Source organism: Methylophaga sp., assembly GCF_009711715.1.
Taxonomy (GTDB): domain Bacteria; phylum Pseudomonadota; class Gammaproteobacteria; order Nitrosococcales; family Methylophagaceae; genus Methylophaga.
In genome coordinates this window covers 14,818-34,862 of record NZ_VENF01000003.1, presented here as the reverse complement: position 1 = coordinate 34,862, position 20,045 = coordinate 14,818, and the positions used below count along the sequence as shown (strand labels likewise).

General features: G+C 51.4%; 14 protein-coding genes. 12 read left to right on the top strand and 2 right to left on the bottom strand.

All coding sequences use genetic code 11. The features are described 5' to 3' along the window. Positions 1-72 precede the first annotated feature (72 nt). The 10 genes from nusA (at position 73) to FH755_RS01550 (ending at position 13,916) form a co-directional block, all read left to right on the top strand. Positions 73-1,584 (top strand): transcription termination factor NusA, encoded by a 1,512-nt coding sequence (nusA, locus tag FH755_RS01595; RefSeq protein ID WP_292438025.1) that lies wholly within the window; start codon positions 73-75, stop codon positions 1,582-1,584. A 3-nt stretch (positions 1,585-1,587) separates the two neighbouring features. Next, positions 1,588-4,362 carry a translation initiation factor IF-2 gene (gene infB / locus FH755_RS01590; RefSeq protein ID WP_292438022.1) on the top strand — a complete coding sequence of 925 codons (2,775 nt, stop codon included), beginning with the start codon at positions 1,588-1,590 and terminating at the stop codon, positions 4,360-4,362. Further along, positions 4,362-4,739 (top strand): 30S ribosome-binding factor RbfA, encoded by a 378-nt coding sequence (rbfA, locus tag FH755_RS01585; protein WP_292438020.1) that lies wholly within the window; start codon positions 4,362-4,364, stop codon positions 4,737-4,739. The genes infB and rbfA overlap by 1 nt, the downstream gene beginning before the upstream one ends. A 15-nt stretch (positions 4,740-4,754) precedes the next feature. Beyond that, the gene (gene truB, locus FH755_RS01580; RefSeq protein ID WP_292438019.1) at positions 4,755-5,678 is read left to right on the top strand and encodes a tRNA pseudouridine(55) synthase TruB; all 924 of its coding nucleotides are present in this window, start codon (positions 4,755-4,757) and stop codon (positions 5,676-5,678) included. Positions 5,679-5,817: 139 nt separating this feature from the next. Continuing rightward, complete coding sequence (gene rpsO, locus FH755_RS01575) at positions 5,818-6,087, top strand: 30S ribosomal protein S15 (RefSeq protein ID WP_292438017.1); 270 nt, start codon at positions 5,818-5,820, stop codon at positions 6,085-6,087. 187 nt (positions 6,088-6,274) lie between these two features. After that, positions 6,275-8,368, top strand: a complete 2,094-nt coding sequence (pnp, locus tag FH755_RS01570) for a polyribonucleotide nucleotidyltransferase (protein WP_292438015.1) — start codon at positions 6,275-6,277, stop codon at positions 8,366-8,368. Between the two features lie 368 nt (positions 8,369-8,736). Further along, positions 8,737-9,999 (top strand): collagen-like triple helix repeat-containing protein, encoded by a 1,263-nt coding sequence (locus tag FH755_RS01565; RefSeq protein WP_292438013.1) that lies wholly within the window; start codon positions 8,737-8,739, stop codon positions 9,997-9,999. A gap of 252 nt (positions 10,000-10,251) precedes the next feature. Next, positions 10,252-11,868 (top strand): POTRA domain-containing protein, encoded by a 1,617-nt coding sequence (locus FH755_RS01560; protein WP_292438011.1) that lies wholly within the window; start codon positions 10,252-10,254, stop codon positions 11,866-11,868. Positions 11,869-12,009: 141 nt separating this feature from the next. Further along, positions 12,010-12,948, top strand: a complete 939-nt coding sequence (locus FH755_RS01555) for a hypothetical protein (protein ID WP_292438009.1) — start codon at positions 12,010-12,012, stop codon at positions 12,946-12,948. A gap of 191 nt (positions 12,949-13,139) precedes the next feature. After that, positions 13,140-13,916 (top strand): ATP-binding protein, encoded by a 777-nt coding sequence (locus FH755_RS01550; RefSeq protein ID WP_292438007.1) that lies wholly within the window; start codon positions 13,140-13,142, stop codon positions 13,914-13,916. Here FH755_RS01550 and FH755_RS01545 read toward each other — a convergent pair. Then, a complete protein-coding gene (locus FH755_RS01545; protein ID WP_292438005.1) occupies positions 13,906-15,114 on the bottom strand; it encodes a multidrug effflux MFS transporter in 1,209 nt (402 codons plus the stop codon). The two genes, FH755_RS01550 and FH755_RS01545, sit on opposite strands and share 11 nt — an antisense overlap. Further along, positions 15,111-15,629: a MarR family transcriptional regulator gene (locus FH755_RS01540; RefSeq protein WP_292438003.1), complete on the bottom strand. Its 519-nt coding sequence runs from the start codon at positions 15,627-15,629 to the stop codon at positions 15,111-15,113. The genes FH755_RS01545 and FH755_RS01540 overlap by 4 nt, the downstream gene beginning before the upstream one ends. Before the next feature lie 345 nt (positions 15,630-15,974). Between FH755_RS01540 and FH755_RS01535 the strand changes: the two genes are divergently transcribed. Next, positions 15,975-18,311, top strand: coding sequence for an FdhF/YdeP family oxidoreductase (locus FH755_RS01535; protein ID WP_292438002.1), 2,337 nt, complete (start codon positions 15,975-15,977; stop codon positions 18,309-18,311). A 97-nt stretch (positions 18,312-18,408) separates the two neighbouring features. Next, the gene (locus tag FH755_RS01530) at positions 18,409-19,986 is read left to right on the top strand and encodes a peptide chain release factor 3 (RefSeq protein ID WP_292438000.1); all 1,578 of its coding nucleotides are present in this window, start codon (positions 18,409-18,411) and stop codon (positions 19,984-19,986) included. Positions 19,987-20,045 lie beyond the last annotated feature (59 nt).

Genomic DNA, 20,045 nt, shown 5'->3' with positions numbered 1-20,045 from the left:
AAGCGTATTATTGTCGGTTAATAATAGAAAACTGGGTTGGATTAGTTTGCAGCGTAATCCACTGGGGGCGTGATGAATAACAAAGAAATTTTATTGGTGGTCGATGCCATGTCCAACGAAAAGGGCGTAGGCAAGGAAGTCATTTTTCAGGCAATTGAAGCTGCGTTGGCGATGGCGACCCGCAAACGTTATGACATGGCACTGGATGCGGCTGTCAGAATTGATCGCGTCACCGGTAACTACGACACTTTCCGCCAGTGGTTAATCGTCGAAGACGAAGAAGAACTGGAATCCGAAGAAACCCAGATTACGCTGGAAGAAGCCAAGAAAAAAGACCCGGAAGCTGAGGTCGGTGGCTATATCCGGGAACCAATGGAATCAGTTGAATTCGGTCGTATCGCGGCGCAAACCGCCAAGCAGGTCATTGTTCAGAAGGTCCGTGAAGCCGAGCGCGCCCAGGTCGTTGAACAATATCGTGAAAAAGTCGGGCAGATGATTCACGGCACCGTTAAGCGTGTCGACCGCGGCAACGTGACGCTGGATCTGGGGGGCAACGCCGAAGCCTTCCTGCCACGTGAAGAAATGATCCCACGGGAAACCTTCCGGGCCGGTGATCGTATTCGTGGTTATCTCAAAGAAATCCGCCCTGAAGGCCGTGGTCCGCAGCTGATTGTCAGCCGCGTTGCACCTGAACTGCTGATTGAACTGTTCACCCTGGAAGTACCGGAAATCAGTGATGGCATGATTGAAATTAAAGGCGCGGCCCGTGACCCGGGCCTGCGTGCCAAAATCGCCGTGGAAGCCAAAGAATCACGTATTGATCCGGTGGGTGCCTGTGTTGGCATGCGCGGTTCACGGGTTCAGGCGGTAACGAATGAATTGGCCGGTGAACGGGTTGATATTATTCTCTGGGATGAGGACCCGGCACGTTTCGCCATCAATGCGATGGCACCGGCAGAAGTGCTGTCGATTGTCGTTGATGAAGATGCACACAGCATGGATATCGCGGTTGAAGATGGACAGTTGTCACAGGCCATCGGCCGTAGTGGTCAGAATGTCAGACTGGCGAGCCAGCTTACCGGTTGGGAACTGAACGTGATGTCTGCGTCAGAGGCGGATCAGAAAGCTGAAAGCGAAATCGGTGAATTGATCCAGGCCTTTATGACGGATCTGGATGTCGATGAAGATGTTGCATTGATTCTGGCACAGGAAGGCTTTTCCTCTCTGGAAGAAGTCGCCTATGTGCCTGAACAGGAAATGCTCGACATCGATGAGTTTGACGAAGATATTGTGGCTGAACTGCGCTCAAGAGCACGTGATGTTCTGTTAACCCGTGCCATTGCCAGTGAAGAACAACTGGAATCTGCAGCGCCGAGTCAGGATTTGCAGGATATGGAAGGTATGACACGTGATCTGGCGCTGACACTGGCCAGTAATAAAGTAACCACACTGGACGATTTGGCAGAGCTGGCCGTTGATGAACTGGTCGAAATCGGTGGTATGAACGAAGAGCAAGCTGCAGCATTGATCATGAAAGCCAGAGAGTCATGGTTTGCAGACGAAAATACAGATGCAGGGGAGTAACCAATGAGTGACATGAGGGTTAAAGACCTGGCTGGCACAGTCGGAATCACAGCTGAGCGATTGGTAGAGCAGCTGAATGAAGCGGGGATTAACGTCTCAAAGCCTGATGATCTGATTACGGAAGAGCAAAAACAAAGCTTGCTCAAGTTTCTGCAGCAACGCCATGGCAAAGCAGAAGACAGCGATGCCTCATCGCCGAGAAAGATTACACTGAAGCGTAAATCGGTCAGCGAAATCAAGTTGGGCGGTGCCGCACGTGGTGGCAAGAGTGTCAGCGTCGAAGTCAGAAAGAAGCGTACCTACGTTAAACGTAGTGATACTGAGCCGAGTGGTGCAGCCGAAGATCTGCTGAAGCAGAAAGCCGCAGAAGAACATGCCGCTGAAGTGACAAAACAGGAAGAACAGCGCCTGCAGGAAACCAAGCGTAAGCAGGAAGAAGCTGCGCGGCTGAAACAACAGCTGGACGAACAGGAAGCGGCAGAAGTGGCTGCGGCTATTGAAGCCGAGAATAAGGCTAACGAAGAAGCGCAACGTGCTGCAGAAGAAGAGCAAAAAGCGCTGGAAGCCGAGGCGAAAGCTAAAAAGCCGGCTGCCAAAGGTAAAAAGAAAGAAGAAGAGCTGACCCCATCACAACTGGCACATAAAAAGCTGGAAGAGGCTGATGCCAAGCGTCGTGCAGCCAACCTGGCCCGTGTCGAAGCTGAGAAAGCGCTGGAAGCCAAGCGTAAAGCACGCGAGGAAGAGGAAGCGCTGGAAAAAGCCAGAGAAGAAGCCAAAGCAGCAGCTGCAGAAGCGCAGGCGAAAGAACAGAAAGCGGCCGCCCGCAAAACGAAAGATGCCGAAGCCAAGCATGAACGTGGCAAGTCAGGCCGTCGTGGTCGTCGTGAAGACGATGATTTCGAGCGTAAAGAACTGCACGTGAGTGAAGGTAAAGGCGGTCGTCGCAAGAAGAAAAAAGGGGCGTCCGGCGGCCGGGTTTCGGTCCGGGATCAGGAGCATGGTTTCTCGAAACCAACTGCACCGGTCGTGCGTGAGGTGAATGTCCCTGAAACGATTAATGTTTCAGAGCTGGCTCAACGCATGTCAGTCAAGGCTGCAGAAGTCATCAAAGCCCTGATGGGCATGGGTACGATGGCCACCATCAACCAGGTGCTGGATCAGGATACTGCAGTTATCGTGGTTGAAGAGATGGGGCATGTGGCCAAGCCGATCCGCGAAAATGTGGTGGAAGAAGCCCTGCAGGTTTCTGATGAAGAGTTGGGTGAATCTGTGACCCGTGCACCGGTTGTGACCGTCATGGGCCACGTCGACCACGGCAAGACCTCATTACTTGACTACATCCGCCGCACCAAAGTGACTTCAGGTGAAGCCGGTGGCATCACTCAGCATATCGGTGCTTACCGCGTCGAAACCAGCCGCGGCGAAATTGCTTTTCTCGATACTCCCGGCCACGCCGCCTTTACCGAAATGCGCTCTCGTGGTGCCAAAGTCACGGATATCGTTATTCTGGTGGTCGCTGCCGATGACGGTGTCATGCCGCAGACGATTGAAGCGGTTCAGCACGCCAAGGCGGCTGGGTCGGTGATTATTGTGGCCATCAACAAGATGGATAAACCGGAAGCCAATCCGGACCGCGTTAAGCAGGAACTGGCCAATCACGAAGTTATTCCTGAAGACTGGGGTGGCGATGTGCAGTTTGTACCAGTGTCAGCCCTGACGGGGGAAGGTGTCGAAGATCTGCTGGAAGCCATTTCACTGCAGGCTGAGATTATGGAGCTGAAAGCCCCTGAAATCGGTCCTGCACACGGTACTGTCATTGAGGCACGCTTGGATAAAGGCCGTGGTACCGTTGTCACCGTATTGGTACAGCAAGGCACCTTGAACAAAGGCGATATTGTTGTCGTCGGCCAGGAATATGGTCGCGTGAGGGCCATGTTCAATGAAAAGGGCGAACAGGTCGACAAGGCCGGTCCGTCTACCCCTGTTGAGTTGCTGGGCCTTTCAGGTACACCGGCAGCGGGTGATGAACTGCAGGCGGCACCGGATGATAAAACCGCTCGTGAAATTGCTGATTTCCGCCATACCAAGGCGCGTGAACAGAAAATGGCGCAACAACAGGCAGCCAAACTGGATGACATGTTCAATAAGATGGAAGAGGGTGATGTAAAAACCCTGAATGTTGTCATCAAAGGGGATGTCCACGGTTCTGTGGAAGCGGTCAGTCAAGGGCTGCAGAAACTGTCTACCGATAAGGTAAAAGTCCGTGTTGTCGGCTCCGGTGTCGGTGGTATCAATGAAACTGATGCCCAGCTTGCCGCGGCCTCAGATGCGATTCTCATCGGCTTTAACGTGCGTGCAGACAATGCTGCCCGCAAAGTGATCGCCGAGAAAGGCCTCGATGTGCAGTACTTCAGCATCATCTATGATTTGCTGGATGTCGTGACCAAGGCAATGACCGGTATGCTGGAACCCGTGTTCCGTGACGAGATCATCGGTCTTGCCCGGGTGGACGATGTCTTCCGCTCACCGAAATTCGGTGACATCGCGGGCTGCCTGGTCCTTGAGGGCAGTGTTAAACGTAACAATCCGATTCGTGTCCTTCGCGATAACGTCGTGATTTATGAAGGTGAACTGGAATCGCTGCGCCGCTTCAAGGATGACGTCAATGAGGTCAATGCCGGTGTCGAGTGTGGTATCGGTGTCAAGAACTACAAGGACGTCAAACCGGGGGACCAGATCGAAGTCTACGAACGGGTTGAGGTTAAGCCAACACTATAATGGCAAGAGAATACAGTCGAACAAATCGTTTTGGTGAAGTCATTATGCGCGAACTCGCGCTGATGATTCAGCGTGAGGTCTCGGATCCACGGGTAGGTATGGCCACCGTTTCACATGTTGATGTCACCGCTGATCTCAAGTACGCCAAGGTTTACGTGACACGCTTCAACGGTTTTGAGTCTGAACAGGATGCGGCAGAATGTATCAAGGGGCTCAACAGTGCTGCCGGTTATCTGCGTCGTGGCCTGGCCGGCAGGGTCAAGCTGCGTAATATTCCTGAGCTTCAGTTTGTCTATGATAAAAGCCTGGAGCAGGGCTTTAAAATGGATGATCTGATTGCCAGGGCCAATGCGTCCAACCGTCAGGAAGACGACTGATTCATCTTAACCAGTATGGCAAGACGTAATAAAAAAGGACGTGACATCACAGGTATTGTGGTTGTCGACAAACCCAGTGGTCACAGTTCCAACCATGTACTGCAACAGGTTAAACGCCTGTTTGATGCGAAAAAAGCCGGTCATACCGGCAGTCTTGATCCGCTGGCCAGCGGTGTTTTGCCTATCTGCCTGGGGGAAGCGACCAAGTTATCGGGTTATTTGCTTGATGCCGACAAGGAATATGCGGTGACCTGCAAACTCGGTGTGACGACAGACAGTGGCGATGCCGATGGCAAAATCATCGACGAACAGCCAGTTCCCGAATTTGATGAAGAAGCACTGAAGCAGATTCTGCAGGAATTTATCGGCGAGCAGGATCAGGTGCCACCGATGTTCTCCGCACTTAAATATCAGGGACAGCCCCTCTACAAGCTGGCCCGGCAGGGCAAAGAAGTTGAGCGCAAGGCGCGCCGCATACAAATCTATGCAATTGAATTGCTGGACTGCAATCAGGACAGTTTCACCCTGTCAGTACTTTGCAGCAAAGGCACTTATATTCGTACCCTGGTTGAAGATATCAGCCACAAACTGGGCACCGGTGGCCACGTTACCATGCTGCGGCGAACCAGAGTCGCCGGTTACGCGCTCAGCGATACGGTCAGTCTTGAACAATTGGCAGAAAGCCGTGAAGCAGGCGAACTGGCTGCGCTTGATGAACAACTGGAAGCCGCGGAAAATGCTTTGCCGGATTGGCCAGTGATTAATCTGGACGAAGCGGCCAGTAAAACGCTGAGCTTTGGTCAGTCAATTCAGGTCGAACAGAACTATGAATGCGCAAATGTGCGCCTGTTTGACCAGAATGAGAAATTTATGGGCCTGGGCGAGATGTCGCCAGATGGTGTAGTCAAGCCAAAACGTTTATTTGTCGCTGCGGTTTGATGACGTTCTCCTTGTTTAGCAACGAGAATGTCGGTAAAATTCGCAGCTCTTGAAGGGTTGGCTGTTCTGGTTGAGATCGGCTGGAACAGTTCAGAATTTAACTGCGAGCCCATAAGGCCGCAAAAAGTTGGAGTATTCAATGTCAATTTCTGCACAGCAAAAGAAAGAAATTATCAGCAAACACGCACGTTCTGAAGGTGATACAGGTTCTGCGGAAGTCCAGGTTGCCCTGCTGACTGCACGTATCAACAATCTGTCAGATCATTTCAAAACCAATGCGCACGATCACCATTCACGCCAGGGTCTGCTGAAAATGGTCAGCAGCCGTCGTAAAATGCTTGATTACCTGAGAAAAACCGATATCGAGCGTTACCGTGCCCTGATTGCTGAATTAGGCCTGCGTCGCTAAGTTGAAGCTAGTGACCGATTATATGCAACGACCCACAATCGCCATTCAGAGGCCGGGGTTGAAGATATAAGATATGCCCCTGAAGCTGTTGCAGTTTCAGGGGCATATTCGTTTATACAGTTTGTCGTTTTTAATCAGTGCCGGAACAGGTTCGGGACTGAAAATGAAGAAAGATAAGGAAAGAAGAGTGAACTCAGTAAAGAAGACAGTTCAATTCGGTGAACACCAGCTAAGTCTGGAAACCGGAAAAATTGCCCGTCAGGCAGGCGGTGCCGTTATTGCCAGCCTTGGCGAAACATCGGTACTGGTAACTGTGGTCGGTAAAAAAGAAGTCTCTCCCGGCCAGGATTTTTTTCCTTTAACCGTTAACTATCAGGAACGGACCTATGCTGCCGGTAAAATTCCTGGTGGCTTTTTCAAACGTGAAGGTCGCCCTAGCGAGAAAGAAACGCTGACTTCCCGTTTGATCGACCGTCCGCTGCGTCCCTTGTTTCCGAAAGGCTTCCTTAATGAAGTTCAGGTCATTGCCACTGTGGTCGCACTGGACCCGGCAATTGATCCTGATATCCCTGCCATGATCGGTGCTTCTGCGGCACTGGCTATATCCGGTATCCCATTCAACGGCCCATTGGGTGCGGCCCGAGTCGGCTACGTTGATGGTCAATATGTTCTGAATCCTGCTAAAGCACAGTTAGACAACAGTGCCCTGGATCTGGTTGTTGCCGGTACTGAAAGCGCTGTGTTGATGGTGGAATCAGAAGCTTCAGAACTGCCTGAAGAAGTCATGCTGGGCTCGGTTATGTTCGGCCACCAACAAATGCAGACCGCTATCAACCTGGTCAAGGAACTGCAGGCTGAAGCCGGCAAACCTGCCTGGGACTGGACTGCGCCGGAGAAAGACGAAACACTTTACAACACAGTTAAAGCACAGGCTTATGAAGGCATTAAAGAAGCCTATGCCATCAGTGACAAACTGGCTCGTCTGGATCAATTGAGCAAGGTCCGCAGTGCGGCTGTTGAAGCGCTGGTGACCGAAGAGTCAGAGGTGACTGAAGAACAGGTCAAGAATGTTTTCTCTAAACTGGAGAAAGAACTGGTTCGTGGCAGAATCATCGCCGGTGAACCGCGTATCGATGGTCGTGACACCAGCAGCGTGCGTCCTATCTTTGTAGAAACAACGCTGTTACCGCGTGTCCATGGTTCTGCCCTGTTTACCCGAGGTGAAACTCAGGCAATGGTGGTTGCGACTCTGGGTGCGGAACGTGATGCACAGATGATTGACGCGGTAGAAGGTGAATATCGTGACCGTTTCATGCTGCACTACAACTTCCCGCCATACTGTGTTGGTGAAACCGGTTTTGTCGGTTCACCGAAACGCCGTGAAATCGGCCATGGTAAACTGGCGAAGCGTGGTATCGCTGCGGTGATGCCAACAGCCGAAGAGTTCCCTTATGTCGTTCGGGTGGTTTCTGAAATCACCGAGTCAAATGGCTCAAGCTCTATGGCTTCTGTTTGCGGCACCAGTCTGGCACTGATGGACGCCGGTGTGCCGATTAAAGCCCCGGTTGCCGGTATTGCCATGGGGCTGATTAAAGAAACAGACGGTTATGCAGTACTGACTGATATCCTCGGTGATGAAGATCACCTCGGTGATATGGACTTTAAAGTGGCCGGTACGGAAAAAGGTGTGACCGCGCTGCAGATGGATATCAAGATTGAAGGTATCAACGAAGAAATCATGCGTACTGCACTGGCACAGGCGCGCGATGGCCGTATGCACATTCTCGACAAGATGAATGCCGTTATTTCCACGCATCGTACCGAGATGTCGAAATTTGCGCCACGTATCATTACCGTTAAGATCAATGCAGAGAAAATCCGCGATGTTATCGGCAAGGGTGGTGCCACAATCCGTGCCATTACAGAAGAAACCGGTGCTACCATTGATATTCAGGATGACGGTACCGTGATGATCTTCTCTGCAGATTATGATGCCGGTCAGGCTGCCCTGCGCCGTATTGAAGACATCACTGCAGAAGTGGAAGTTGGCAAAATCTACGAAGGTCGTGTTGCCAAACTGATGGACTTCGGTGCTTTCGTCACTATCCTGCCGGGTAAAGATGGCCTGGTGCATATCTCACAGATTTCTGAAGAACGCGTTGAGAATGTCGGTGACAAGCTGTCTGAAGGCGATATGATCAAAGTGAAAGTCCTGGAAGTGGATCGTCAGGGACGTATTCGCCTGAGCATGAAAGCGGTTAATGAGACTGCCGAAGACTGATTGATCTGCTAATCAGCTAAACCAGAAAAGCCCCGGCTAAATAGCCGGGGCTTTTTTTTGCCTTGAATTCAGTGGCATAGCATTTTTACTTATAAATCTGATGTTCCTATGAATTTAAACGAAATGTGATTTATCTCACAAAACGGAAAAACAGTTAGTATATTGCTAAAGTTTTCGTTATTATCGCCAATGAAGGTATCGAATATATCAAATATTCGTTTTAATGGAGTAATTAATCCTTTGTAGAGGGTGGAGAGATGCAAAAAACGAAATTAGCTCAAATCATAACAATAGGCTTGCTTTTATCTTTAGCAATAGGTTGTAGCGGCAGTAGTAGTAAATCAGTCAAAAACACTGGCGGCGGTGAGATGGTCGACGGTGGTGGCGACACAGGTGGCGGCGGTGGCGATGGTGACGGTACCACCACAGGGGTCGAAACTTTGGTTGATGATGGTGGTGGTATTGTTGACAGTGTGGGGACAACAGTAACAACACTGGGCGGCACTGTGAGCCAGATAGACATACTGGGAACTGGTGAAGTGACCAGTGGTACCGGTGAAATTTTGAGTAACACTGGTGAGGCAGTGAGCAGTATTGGAGATGGCCTGAGTGATGGGCTTGGCTCACTGAGCGAGAATGACAATGCCATCGGTACTACGCTGGCTGGCGTTTCAGGTGCTGTGTCTGAAACCGGTGAGGCCGTTTCTTCTACCGGAAATACTGTCGAGAGTCTGAACACTTTACCGGTTTTTGCTCAAATTGATGAGTCTACCGGTTTGCTGACAGAGTTAGGTGGCAGCGTAGATTCACTGGGCGGAGTAGTCACCGAAACAGGAGAGACGCTGACCGTGGCATTTACCCAGGAAGATGGTCATTTAAGCGGCTTGACAACTGAACTGACCGCTGTAGTCAGACCACTGGTCAGCAATATTGGTGGCACAACGCAAGTGGTTGGTGAAGCACTGGTTGTGGGGCCTATTGCCAACAATATACTGACCGAAGCCGACACAGCGGTCGTCGTGTTGGGCAATGATCTTGAAGACGAAAATAATGCGGTATTAGCTGGGGTCGGTGGCACTGTTGAAGGTGTCGGTCAACTTGTCATCGATACCGGTGGCATTTTATCAGTTAGTGAAACCGGTGAGGGCGAACTGTTTGATCTGGCAGGTTTATTGGATACCAGTGGCTTGCCGGTGCCTGGCTCGGGTGATGGTGATCTATTGAGAGGCACAGATGGTGTTGTCGGCACAGTCACCGATACCGTTGATGGTCTGACCGGTGGTGAAGGTGGTTTGCTGGGTGACACTGAAGGTATTGTCGGCACAGTCACCGATACGGTGGATGGTCTGACCGGTGATGAGGGCGGCCTGCTGGGTGGCACAGATGGTGTAGTCGGCACGGTTACCGATACGGTTGATGGCCTCACTGGTGGTGATGAGCTACTTGGCGGTGTGACAGACACAGTCGATGGTCTGACCGGCGGTGATGACTTACTTGGCGGTGTGACTGATACGGTCGATGGCGTCACCGGTGGCTTGCTTGATACTGGCGGCGGTGATGGCAGTGATGATGGTCTTGTCGATCAAGTCGATGATGCGCTGTTGGATCCGATACTGGGAGGCGTTCTTTAATCATTCACAGGCGAACATTGAAGATTGCGTTAACAAGCTGTTCTCACCGCCTTGCTTGCGATGCTATCAAACAGAGTGAAGGCACAGTTTGTTGAGCCTCATAGCCTCACTGGGTGTGGCAATGGTCCCTGTTGCCACACCTTTTTTTTGCCTAAGTATTCTTTTGTTTCACGGAAGACCAGGTTAATGATGAAATCAATGCTAACAAAGACACTTTTTTTCAGCTTATTGATAACAGGCTCTGTCTGGGCAGTGGAACCGCCCTTTATTGTGGATGAGGCAGGGCAGGAATTTATTGAAAAAGAGAAAACAGAGATTGATTTACCGGCAGATGAGAGCCTGAGCACGGCAAAGCAGGTCGATACGGTAAGAGTCGAAAAAATCCAGTTTCAGGGTGGCACCGTGTTTTCTCTGGAGCAATTGGCTGAAATGGTGAAGCCCCTTATCGGCCAGGATGTGACCAAAGCAGAGATTGTTGCTGTATTGCGAACTATTACGGCGCGCTACAAAGAAGCCGGTTACGCCCTATCATTTGCTTTTTTGCCCAAACAGAACACCGCCTCCGGCGTGTTAACCATTGTGCTGGTTGAAGGCTATATCGCCCGTAAAGAAATCGTTATAGCAGATGAAGACGTCAGGTTAAGGGTAGAAAAACTGGCAGCGCGGATGGAGGGAGAAAAACCGCTCACGCTCAGGACTTTTGAGCGTTATGTCCGTCTGATTGAAGCGACCCCGGGCTACAAGTTTAAAATCCGTGTGCCGAAGCCCAAGACCCTGGGGGGCGCGACAACGGTGCGGGTGGAGGAAGTCAGTGCTGACTGGTTCGAGACTTCGCTTGGTTTCGATGATAGCAAGCATGAAGAACTCAAGCTTTTACCCGGTGTGACATTTAATTCATTAACGGCTTATGGCGATAAATTAACGCTGACAACCTTACTCCCCAACGATACTGTCGAAGAATATTATGCGCTAAATTATCAGCAGGACCTGGGAACTGATGGACTAAAGCTGGAAGTAGCCGGCAATCACTTTGAAAGTGAAGGCGATGATCGAATTTTTGTAGCGGATATTCCGTTGAATTATCAGGAAAACAAAGATCGTGACAGGCTGCGGGCCGGGGTGAAATATCCACTGCATTTATCCAAAAAATCCTCATGGTGGATTGGCAGCAATCTGCAATATCTGGATGAGGAAGCGCTTTATGAATTGCAGCGCGAGGATGGTTTGGGGGAGGCCGTGGAAATAGAGAAGGAACTGCGCTATTCCGCATTGGAACTGAATACGGTATGGACTAAACAGTTAACTCGCCAGATCTTCAGCCTATCCGGCAGTATTAAGCAGGGTATTGAACTTGGTAAAAGTAAAAACAGTATCACCGATGCCAATGGCACCCGCTCGGGCAGCGAGACGATTCATTTCAATAGCGTCAGGCTGGATGGTCTCTGGCGATATATGATTAGCCCGAAATGGCGGGTGCAGACCAAGGCCAATTTATTCTGGTCTGACGATATCCTGCCGTCCGCTGAGCAGATTCGTTATGGTGGTCCCCGATATGGCCGTGGTTATCCCGATGGTCAGGCACAGGGGGATAAAGGCATGGCAGGGGAACTGGAGTTACGATACCTGCAAGCCATCCCCATGCGGGTTATCAAACGCATAGAACCTTACCTCGTGTTTGATGTGGCCCGCACTGAACTCCGCGCCAGCGACATAGAACAGGAACTGGTGTCTGCTGCAGCTGGTATTGATATCACGGACACGAATACCTACACGCTGGGACTGGAGTATGCCAAGCCATTGGGGGATGCCCACTTTGAAACGGGGGACCGAAGCCCGATTTACAACATCAAGCTTCGCTGGCAATTCTGATATTCAGAAAAAAACAGCCAACAGTTTCTCATTATTCCGTATTTTCGTTTTGTTTGTAGCGTAGATATGTTAAAAACGGAATTGGTGTTTGTGCACCGGTCATGATGTCTCATGGCTAAGTTGAGAAATGAGGAGTGAGAGATGCAAAAAAGAAGTATTTTATCGTCCTGTCTTATTGCTGCAGGACTTTCCCTGTCCTTTACCGCTTCTGCGGTGGAGTTGGATAGTGGACTGCCAACGGATGATGTCGTTGCTGCTGTTGAAGGCACGGTTGCAGGTGGCAAGCAGGCGGCAACCGGTTTAGTGGCTGACACGCAAGCCGTTGCCGAAGAAACCGTTGCCGGTGTCGTCGCTTTGACTGGTGAAGAAGATACCGTGAGCGGCGCCGTCAGCATCGTTGAAGGTGCAGTCGGTGACACTAAATCCTTAATTGGTGCTGAAGACCGCGTAGCAGGTGTCGTGTCAAAAGTCGAAGCAACCAAAACGGTTGTTAAGACAACAGCAGATGACACCGTCGCCCTTACTGGTACGGTGGTTCAGGAGACCAAAGCCGTTGCCGGTGGTGCTCTGAGCGGCGTTGAGGATGTGGCTGGTGTCAGTGGTCTTACTGATGGTGCGACTGGCCTGGCCTCCGATACTGTCGATAACGTGACAGTGTTGGCCGGGGGTGCCGTTGATACCTCTGTGAGTCTGGTTGATGCCACTGTTGATACTGCGACTGGTCTGGTCGGAAGTGTTGATGCTGTCGGTACCGTCAATGACACCGTTGCTGGCGTCACTGGTGGGGACCTGCTGGGTACAGATGTACTGGGTACAGTAACGGGTACTGTGGACGGTGTGACTGGTGGTGAACTGCCGGGCACTGGCGTTATTGATACTGTCACCGGTACTGTAGGTGGACTGACAGGTGGTGCTTTGCCAGGGACTGAAGTACTGGGTACGGTGACTGATACTGCCGATGGCCTGACAGGCGGATTGCTGGATGTGAGTGGCAGCGCCAGTGCTGATGCGGATGCCGAAGTCTCAGCTTCAGGTGATTCGGCATTATCAACCGGCCCGCTGTTAAGTGGTTTACTGTAAAAAATCATCACACCACCGGGGTAACGCCCGGTGGTGTATTGCATTTCAGTCCCAATCAAAAACTTAGGGACGTCACAAAAGCCTTGTTACGCTCTCATCTGAGCGCAAATCATTCATTTTTTGATGGCAATCGCTTAAATCGTATTCGTCGATGCTATGCTAAGACATTTATATTCATGTTTGAGGTCTTTATGCGTGTTGACTGGCATCAATATTATGCTGCGGTATGGCGTAGTCACAGTCAGAAGCTGAAACCGGTAGAACGGCTGGATCCAGTCCGGCTGGCAGAACTTAAAGGCATCGACAAACAGAAACAGGCATTACTGGATAATACACGGCACTTTATTCAGGGAAAGACCAGCAATCACGCGATGTTATGGGGTGCACGCGGCACCGGTAAATCTTCCTTGATCAAAGCCATGTTGAATGAAATGGCAAGTGATGGACTGCGCATGTTGCAGTTGGATAAAGATGAGGTCGGTCATCTGCCGGAAATTCTGGACTCACTGGAAGAGGCCGACAATCAGTTTCGGTTTGTGGTTTTCTGTGATGATTTATCTTTTGAAGAAGGGGAGTCGACCTACAAACCGCTCAAGTCCCTGCTGGAAGGCGGACTGGAACTGCCACCAGAGCATGTTCGTCTTTATGCGACTTCCAACCGTCGTCATCTATTGCCGGAAAAACGCTCGGAAAATCAGCTCAGTGGCCTGGTTGATGGTGAAGTGCATTATGCTGACAGCCTCGAAGATAAACTCGCCTTATCGGATCGGTTCGGACTCAATCTGTCCTTCTATCCGGCCAACTGGGAGAACTACTTCGCGATTGTTGAATCCCTGTTCGCCGGGCTAGAGATCGATCAGCAGCAACTCCACGAAGCCGCGAGACTGTATGCGATGGGAAGGGGTAGTCACAGTGGCCGCACCGCGAAACAGTTTTATCAATATTACCGTGCCAGAATTAGTGGCTAGTCTTTGCGTCTTCCTCATTAGCTGCACCACACTGCATCAAGCAGCGCAGCAAAGGTGCGGTTAATGCGCAACTGAACATCACCAGGGTCATTGGCCATGGTGTGCCATCACCCAGAATACCGACCAGAGAGCCGCTGACGGCGCCGGTGGCAAAACCGGAGGCACCGAGCAAAGCTGTTGCGGTCGCACTGTTGGTCGGGAAGTATTCCACGGTGCTTGAGGTCGCATTGGAAACAATCAGACCCATAATGCCGATAAACACAATAATCAGTGGAATGACGATAATGAGCGAAGGCGCCGGACTGAGACTGATATAAAGCAACAGCAATGAGGCTGTCAGCAGTTGGCCTGTCTGCCCCACACTGAGGATCTGCTGGGGCCGGTACTTGTGCAACAGGCGCAGATTAAGCCGGTTAAACAGCATCATGGCGACCACATTGATACCAAACAGAAACGGATACACCGTTTCGCTGACCCCGAAATAGCCTATATACACTGCTGGAGAGCCGGTGATAAAAGCAAACATGCCACCTAGCGCAAAACACTGAGAAAAGATAAACCCCACAGCAAAGCGATTACTGAGAACCATTTTGTAGCGTCTGAAAGCACTGGGCCTCTCGTTGCCGATGCGCCGGGTTTCGGGAAGCTTGAAAAACAGTGTGCTGCCGATAATGAGTCCGTAAGCCAGCAGGAAGTCAAAAATCAGCCGCCAGCCACTGAACTTCAACAGCAACATGCCGATAAGGGGGGCCAGCAGGGGGGCCAGCATCATAATGATGGCCATATTCGACAGATGACGCGCGCTTTCCTGGCCTTTACTTAAATCCCGTATTACCGCGGCCGAGTTCACTACGGCGAGGCCACCGCCAAAGGCTTCCAGTACACGACAGGCCCAGACCCATTCCATGGTCGGACTGAAAATAATTCCCAGCGTCCCCAGGCAAAACAGGCTGATGCCGATACCCGTGGCAGCACGGCGGCCGAAGTGGTCGGAAAAGGGACCTCCTACAATCTGACCGACAGCAAAGCCGGCCAGAAACAGACTGAGGGACAACTCAGTGTCATGAATGCTGACATTAAAAAATGCTGACATTTCGGGCATGGCCGGCAGATAGGCATCAATAGCCAGCGGTGTCATCGCCGTTAAAGCGGCGAGAAACAGAATCAGCGAGCGGATATCAGGTTGAGATGAATTCATTCCGTAGTTGCAGTCCGGGGTTCAATCAGTTGCAGGCAACCTTTCAGTAAATTGGCAAACTGCGCTTTGTCGCTATCAGTCATCCCTGCCAGCAGGGTGCAGAGTAATTGAAAATGTGCTGGCGCGACCTGTTCAATCAGTGCTTTCCCCTGTGTAGTGAGAGACACTTTCACACTGCGCCGGTCCCGGGTGCAGTGGGTTCTTGTGATGAGCCCTTTATTTTCCAGCCGATCCAGCCGGCTGGTCATCGCACCGGAGCTGAGTAGCATGCTTTGATAAAGTGCAGAAGGTGTCAGTGCGTCTGCATCGGATCGTTTCAATGCGGCGAGCACATCAAACTCTCCCGGTTTAAGGTTAAAGCGTGCGTGTAAGGTTCCAATCCGTGTTTCCAGCGTCTTGCTCAATCGCAGCAGGCGGGCTGCTATCTGCATGGCGGTGAAATCCGTTTCAAGCCCTCGGGCCTGCCATTGTTCGGTGATGACATCGATATCATCCGGTGCGTTATTTTTTCTCATGATGTGGCATTGTTATTAAAGACTTGTTTCAGTCTAGCTTTTTATCTTTCATTAAACAATCTTTATATAAAGATAAAATAACGTAGTTAATTGATTTAAAATGTATAACTTAATTAACAGTTAGCTGGCGAAATAACGTGGTTTATCGATTTTGCACTGTGGTGCATATTGATGTTCACCGCCGGGAAACTTATAATATGTCGTGATCGCAATGATCAGAAGGATGACAGGCAAAAGTCTGTTTCATCATGCAGAACATGCCGTTCTGATCTCTCAATTTTTTAATTTTTCAGGCCAACGCCGCCTGTGCTTTGCTGATTGTTTTCAGTAAGGTCAGGAAAAGCTGTGCCTGTTTTGCTTCGTCTCGGAGAACGTATTCCTGTGAGTCATTACAAGCCATATAACGGACCAGCCGCAGGCTGGGGAGCACTGCTCAGTGTGACCCGTAACTGGTTGGGTAGTAAAAATGCGATAAAAAACATCCGCGCCATGTTGAAAACCAATCAGGATCATGGCCTGGACTGTCCCGGTTGTGCCTGGGGGGAAACACCGGAAAAGCATTTCATCAAGTTCTGTGAGAATGGCGCCAAGGCGGTAAACTGGGAGGCCACTAGCCGCCGGGTCGCCCCTGCCTTTTTTGCTGCTCACAGCAACACAGAGTTACTCGAGCAGAATGACTGGTGGCTGGAATCACAGGGACGCATTACACACCCGATGCAGTACAATCCGGAAACCGATCATTACGAACCGGTCACCTGGAAACAGGCTTTCGAGACGGTGGCCAAGCACCTGAACGCCTTGGAATCACCGGATCAGGCCGAGTTTTATACTTCCGGCCGTGCCAGTAATGAGGCTGCCTTTTTGTATCAGTTGTTTGTGCGGGCTTTCGGTACCAACAACTTCCCGGACTGTTCCAATATGTGCCACGAAGCCAGTGGTATTGGTATGTCGGAAAGCATCGGCGTGGGCAAGGGCACCGTCACCTTTGAAGATTTTGCCGAAGCTGATGCCATTTTTGTGATTGGACAGAACCCGGGCACCAATCATCCTCGCATGCTCGAGCCACTGCGTGAGGCTGTTCAGCGCGGTGCTCAAGTAATCTGCTTTAACCCACTGAAAGAACGGGGGCTGGAGCGTTTTCAGCATCCGCAGAACCCGCTGGAAATGTTGACCAATGAATCCGAACCGACCACCAGTGCTTATTTCCGCCCTGCGCTGGGCGGCGATATGGCGGCGATTCGGGGTATGGTCAAGTTCCTGTTGCAGTGGGAACGCGAAGCGCAGGCGCAAAACAAAGCGGCAGTGTTTGATCATGCGTTTATCGCCGAACACACCAATGGCCTCGACGATTATCTGACGGAAGTCGATAACACCAGTTGGGAACAGATTGAAGATCAGTCCGGACTGAGCCGCCAGGATATTGAGCTTGCCGCGAATATGTACCGTAAGGCTGAGCGGGTCATTATGTGCTGGGCCATGGGCGTGACTCAACATCTGCATTCGGTGGCGACAGTACAGGAAATTATCAACCTGCAACTCCTGTGCGGCAATATCGGTAAACCCGGTGCCGGTCTGTCGCCGGTTCGGGGCCACAGTAATGTGCAGGGCGACCGCACAATGGGCATTGATGAACAGCCGCCGGCTTCATTGCTGGATGCACTGGAGCAACGTTTTCAGTTCAAAGTACCACGCCATCATGGCCATACCACTGTGAAGGCCATTGCTGCCATGGAGTCGGGCGAGGCCCGGGTCTTCTTTGGTCTGGGCGGTAACTTTGTCCAGGCGGCTCCCGATACACCGCGTACTTACGCTGCAATGAAAAATTGCGACCTGACCGTGCATGTGTCGACCAAGCTTAACCGCAGTCACCTGATTACCGGTAAACAGGCGTTGATTCTGCCCTGTATTGGTCGAACCGAAATCGACTACCAGAAAAACGGCAAGCAGGGCGTGACCGTAGAAGATACCTTCAGCATGGTGCATATTTCCTATGGTCAGTTGAAGCCGTTTTCACCACTGCTTAGATCGGAAGCCGCTATTGTTGCCGGTATTGCAGAAGCCACTCTCGGCAAGTACCCGGTCGACTGGAGCTGGCTGGTGGAGGATTACAGCCGTATCAGGGATTTGATTGATGACACCATTCCCGGCTTTGCCAACTTTAATGAACGCGTTGACCTGCCCGGTGGTTTTTACCTCGGCAACAACGCGCGGGACCGCATCTGGTACACCGACAGCGGCAAAGCGAATTTCAAGGCCAATGCCTTACCAACGCATCTGATCCATGCCGATATCACTGCCAAGGGCGACAAGCCGGATCTGATACTGCAGACCATGCGCTCGCATGACCAGTACAACACCACCATATATAGTATGAATGACCGTTATCGGGGTGTTTATGGCATGCGTGATGTGGTGTTTGCCAATGAAGCCGATATCCGCAAGCTGGGTCTTGAACCCGGCCAGAAAGTGGATCTGATTTCTCTCTGGGGTGATGGCAAGGAGCGTCGTGTCAACGGCTTTATCTTGCTCAGTTATGATATCCCTGAAGGTCAGGCGGCGGCCTACTATCCGGAGACCAACCCTTTGGTGCCACTGGATAGTGTCGGTGACAAAACCTTTACCCCGACATCCAAGTTTATCGCCATCAAGCTGCAGGCCAGCCGTGAGGCGGATGCTGCCTAGAGCACCGGGCTGATTGTTTCAGCCTTGAATATGGGTGAAAATATGCGGTTTGCCGACTTTGTGCGGCAAACCGTTTTCTAATGTAGAGCTGTTATTCATGTCCAGTCCCGTTCAAGAAGCTGCCAGTAAGCGGCGAACCTTCGCGATTATTTCGCATCCCGACGCCGGTAAAACCACGCTGACCGAAAAGTTGCTGTATTTCGGTGGCGCGATTCAGATGGCCGGTAGCGTCAAATCGCGCAAAACGGACAAGCACGCGACCTCGGACTGGATGGAAATGGAGAAAGAGCGGGGCATCTCGGTAACCTCGTCGGTGATGCAGTTTCCCTACAACGGCCGCATCGTTAACCTGCTCGACACGCCGGGGCACGCCGACTTCTCCGAAGATACCTATCGGACCCTCACCGCGGTCGACTCGGCCTTGATGGTGATTGACAGCGCCAAAGGCGTCGAAGAGCGCACCATCAAACTGATGGAAGTCTGCCGTCTCCGCGATACACCGATCCTGACCTTTATCAACAAACTGGACCGGGAAGGCCGCGAGCCGATTGAACTGCTGGATGAAGTCGAGACGATTCTGAACATCCAGTGTGCACCGATTACCTGGCCGATTGGCATGGGTAAAGGCTTCAAGGGCATCTTCCACCTGTTGAATGACAGTGTGCATCTGTTCCAGCCACACACTAAAGACGCCGGTGAAATCATTCAGGGGCTGGATAATCCGCGCCTGGATGAACTGTTCGGCAATATGGCCGAGGATCTGCGCGATGAAATTGAACTGGTGCGGGGTGCCAGTCACGAGTTTGATCTGGACGAATTCCTGTCCGGTAAACTGACGCCGGTGTTTTTCGGTTCGGCGATGAACAACTTCGGCGTTACCGAATTGATGGATTCCTTTGTCGAGTACGCACCGGCGCCGCAACCCAGGGAAACCAAAACCCGAGAAGTATCAGCCGAAGAAGAAAAGTTCAGCGGCTTTGTGTTCAAAATCCAGGCGAATATGGACCCCAAACACCGTGACCGGATTGCCTTCATGCGTGTGTGTTCGGGCAAATACAGCAAAGGCATGAAAATGCACCAGACCCGTATCGGCAAGGATGTCACCATCGCTAACGCGGTGACCTTCATGGCGGCTGAACGCGAACAGGCAGAAGAAGCCTGGCCGGGCGATATTCTTGGGCTGCATAATCACGGCACCATTCAGATTGGCGATACCTTTACCCAGGGTGAGGCTCTGCAATTCACCGGTATTCCTTATTTTGCACCGGAACTGTTCCGTCGCGTCCGGCTAAAAGACCCAATGAAAAACAAGGCCCTGCTTAAGGGCTTGCAGCAGCTCAGCGAGGAAGGCGCTACCCAGTTGTTTCGTCCGCTGGACAACAATGATCTGATTCTGGGCGCGGTGGGTGTGCTGCAGTTTGATGTTGTTGTGCATCGTCTCAAGGGCGAGTACAACGTCGAATGTGCCTATGAACCGGTGCAGGTTCATACCGCCCGCTGGGTTTACTGTGATGATGAACGTAAACTGGAAGAATTCAAGAGAAAAGCCTCCACCAATCTGGCCTACGATGGTTCAGGTAACCTGACTTATATTGCTCCGACACGGGTGAATCTGGACCTGACCATGGAACGCTGGCCGGATATCGACTTCCGCGCAACCCGCGAACATCTTTAGCCGTTTTGATGGCCGCCTGAATTATGGGCGGCGAACACTTGCACTTGTAGATTGAACTC

Excerpts from the sequence above, each read along its gene's own strand:
- nusA (WP_292438025.1), top strand. The coding sequence starts at position 73 with ATGAATAACAAAGAAATTTTATTGGTGGTCGATGCCATGTCCAACGAA.
- FH755_RS01550 (WP_292438007.1), top strand. The coding sequence starts at position 13,140 with ATGCGTGTTGACTGGCATCAATATTATGCTGCGGTATGGCGTAGTCAC.
- rpsO (WP_292438017.1), top strand. The coding sequence starts at position 5,818 with ATGTCAATTTCTGCACAGCAAAAGAAAGAAATTATCAGCAAACACGCA.
- FH755_RS01530 (WP_292438000.1), top strand. The coding sequence starts at position 18,409 with ATGTCCAGTCCCGTTCAAGAAGCTGCCAGTAAGCGGCGAACCTTCGCG.
- rbfA (WP_292438020.1), top strand. The coding sequence starts at position 4,362 with ATGGCAAGAGAATACAGTCGAACAAATCGTTTTGGTGAAGTCATTATG.
- infB (WP_292438022.1), top strand. The coding sequence starts at position 1,588 with ATGAGTGACATGAGGGTTAAAGACCTGGCTGGCACAGTCGGAATCACA.
- FH755_RS01555 (WP_292438009.1), top strand. The coding sequence starts at position 12,010 with ATGCAAAAAAGAAGTATTTTATCGTCCTGTCTTATTGCTGCAGGACTT.
- FH755_RS01545 (WP_292438005.1), bottom strand. The coding sequence starts at position 15,114 with ATGAATTCATCTCAACCTGATATCCGCTCGCTGATTCTGTTTCTCGCC.
- FH755_RS01565 (WP_292438013.1), top strand. The coding sequence starts at position 8,737 with ATGGTCGACGGTGGTGGCGACACAGGTGGCGGCGGTGGCGATGGTGAC.
- FH755_RS01540 (WP_292438003.1), bottom strand. The coding sequence starts at position 15,629 with ATGAGAAAAAATAACGCACCGGATGATATCGATGTCATCACCGAACAA.
- truB (WP_292438019.1), top strand. The coding sequence starts at position 4,755 with ATGGCAAGACGTAATAAAAAAGGACGTGACATCACAGGTATTGTGGTT.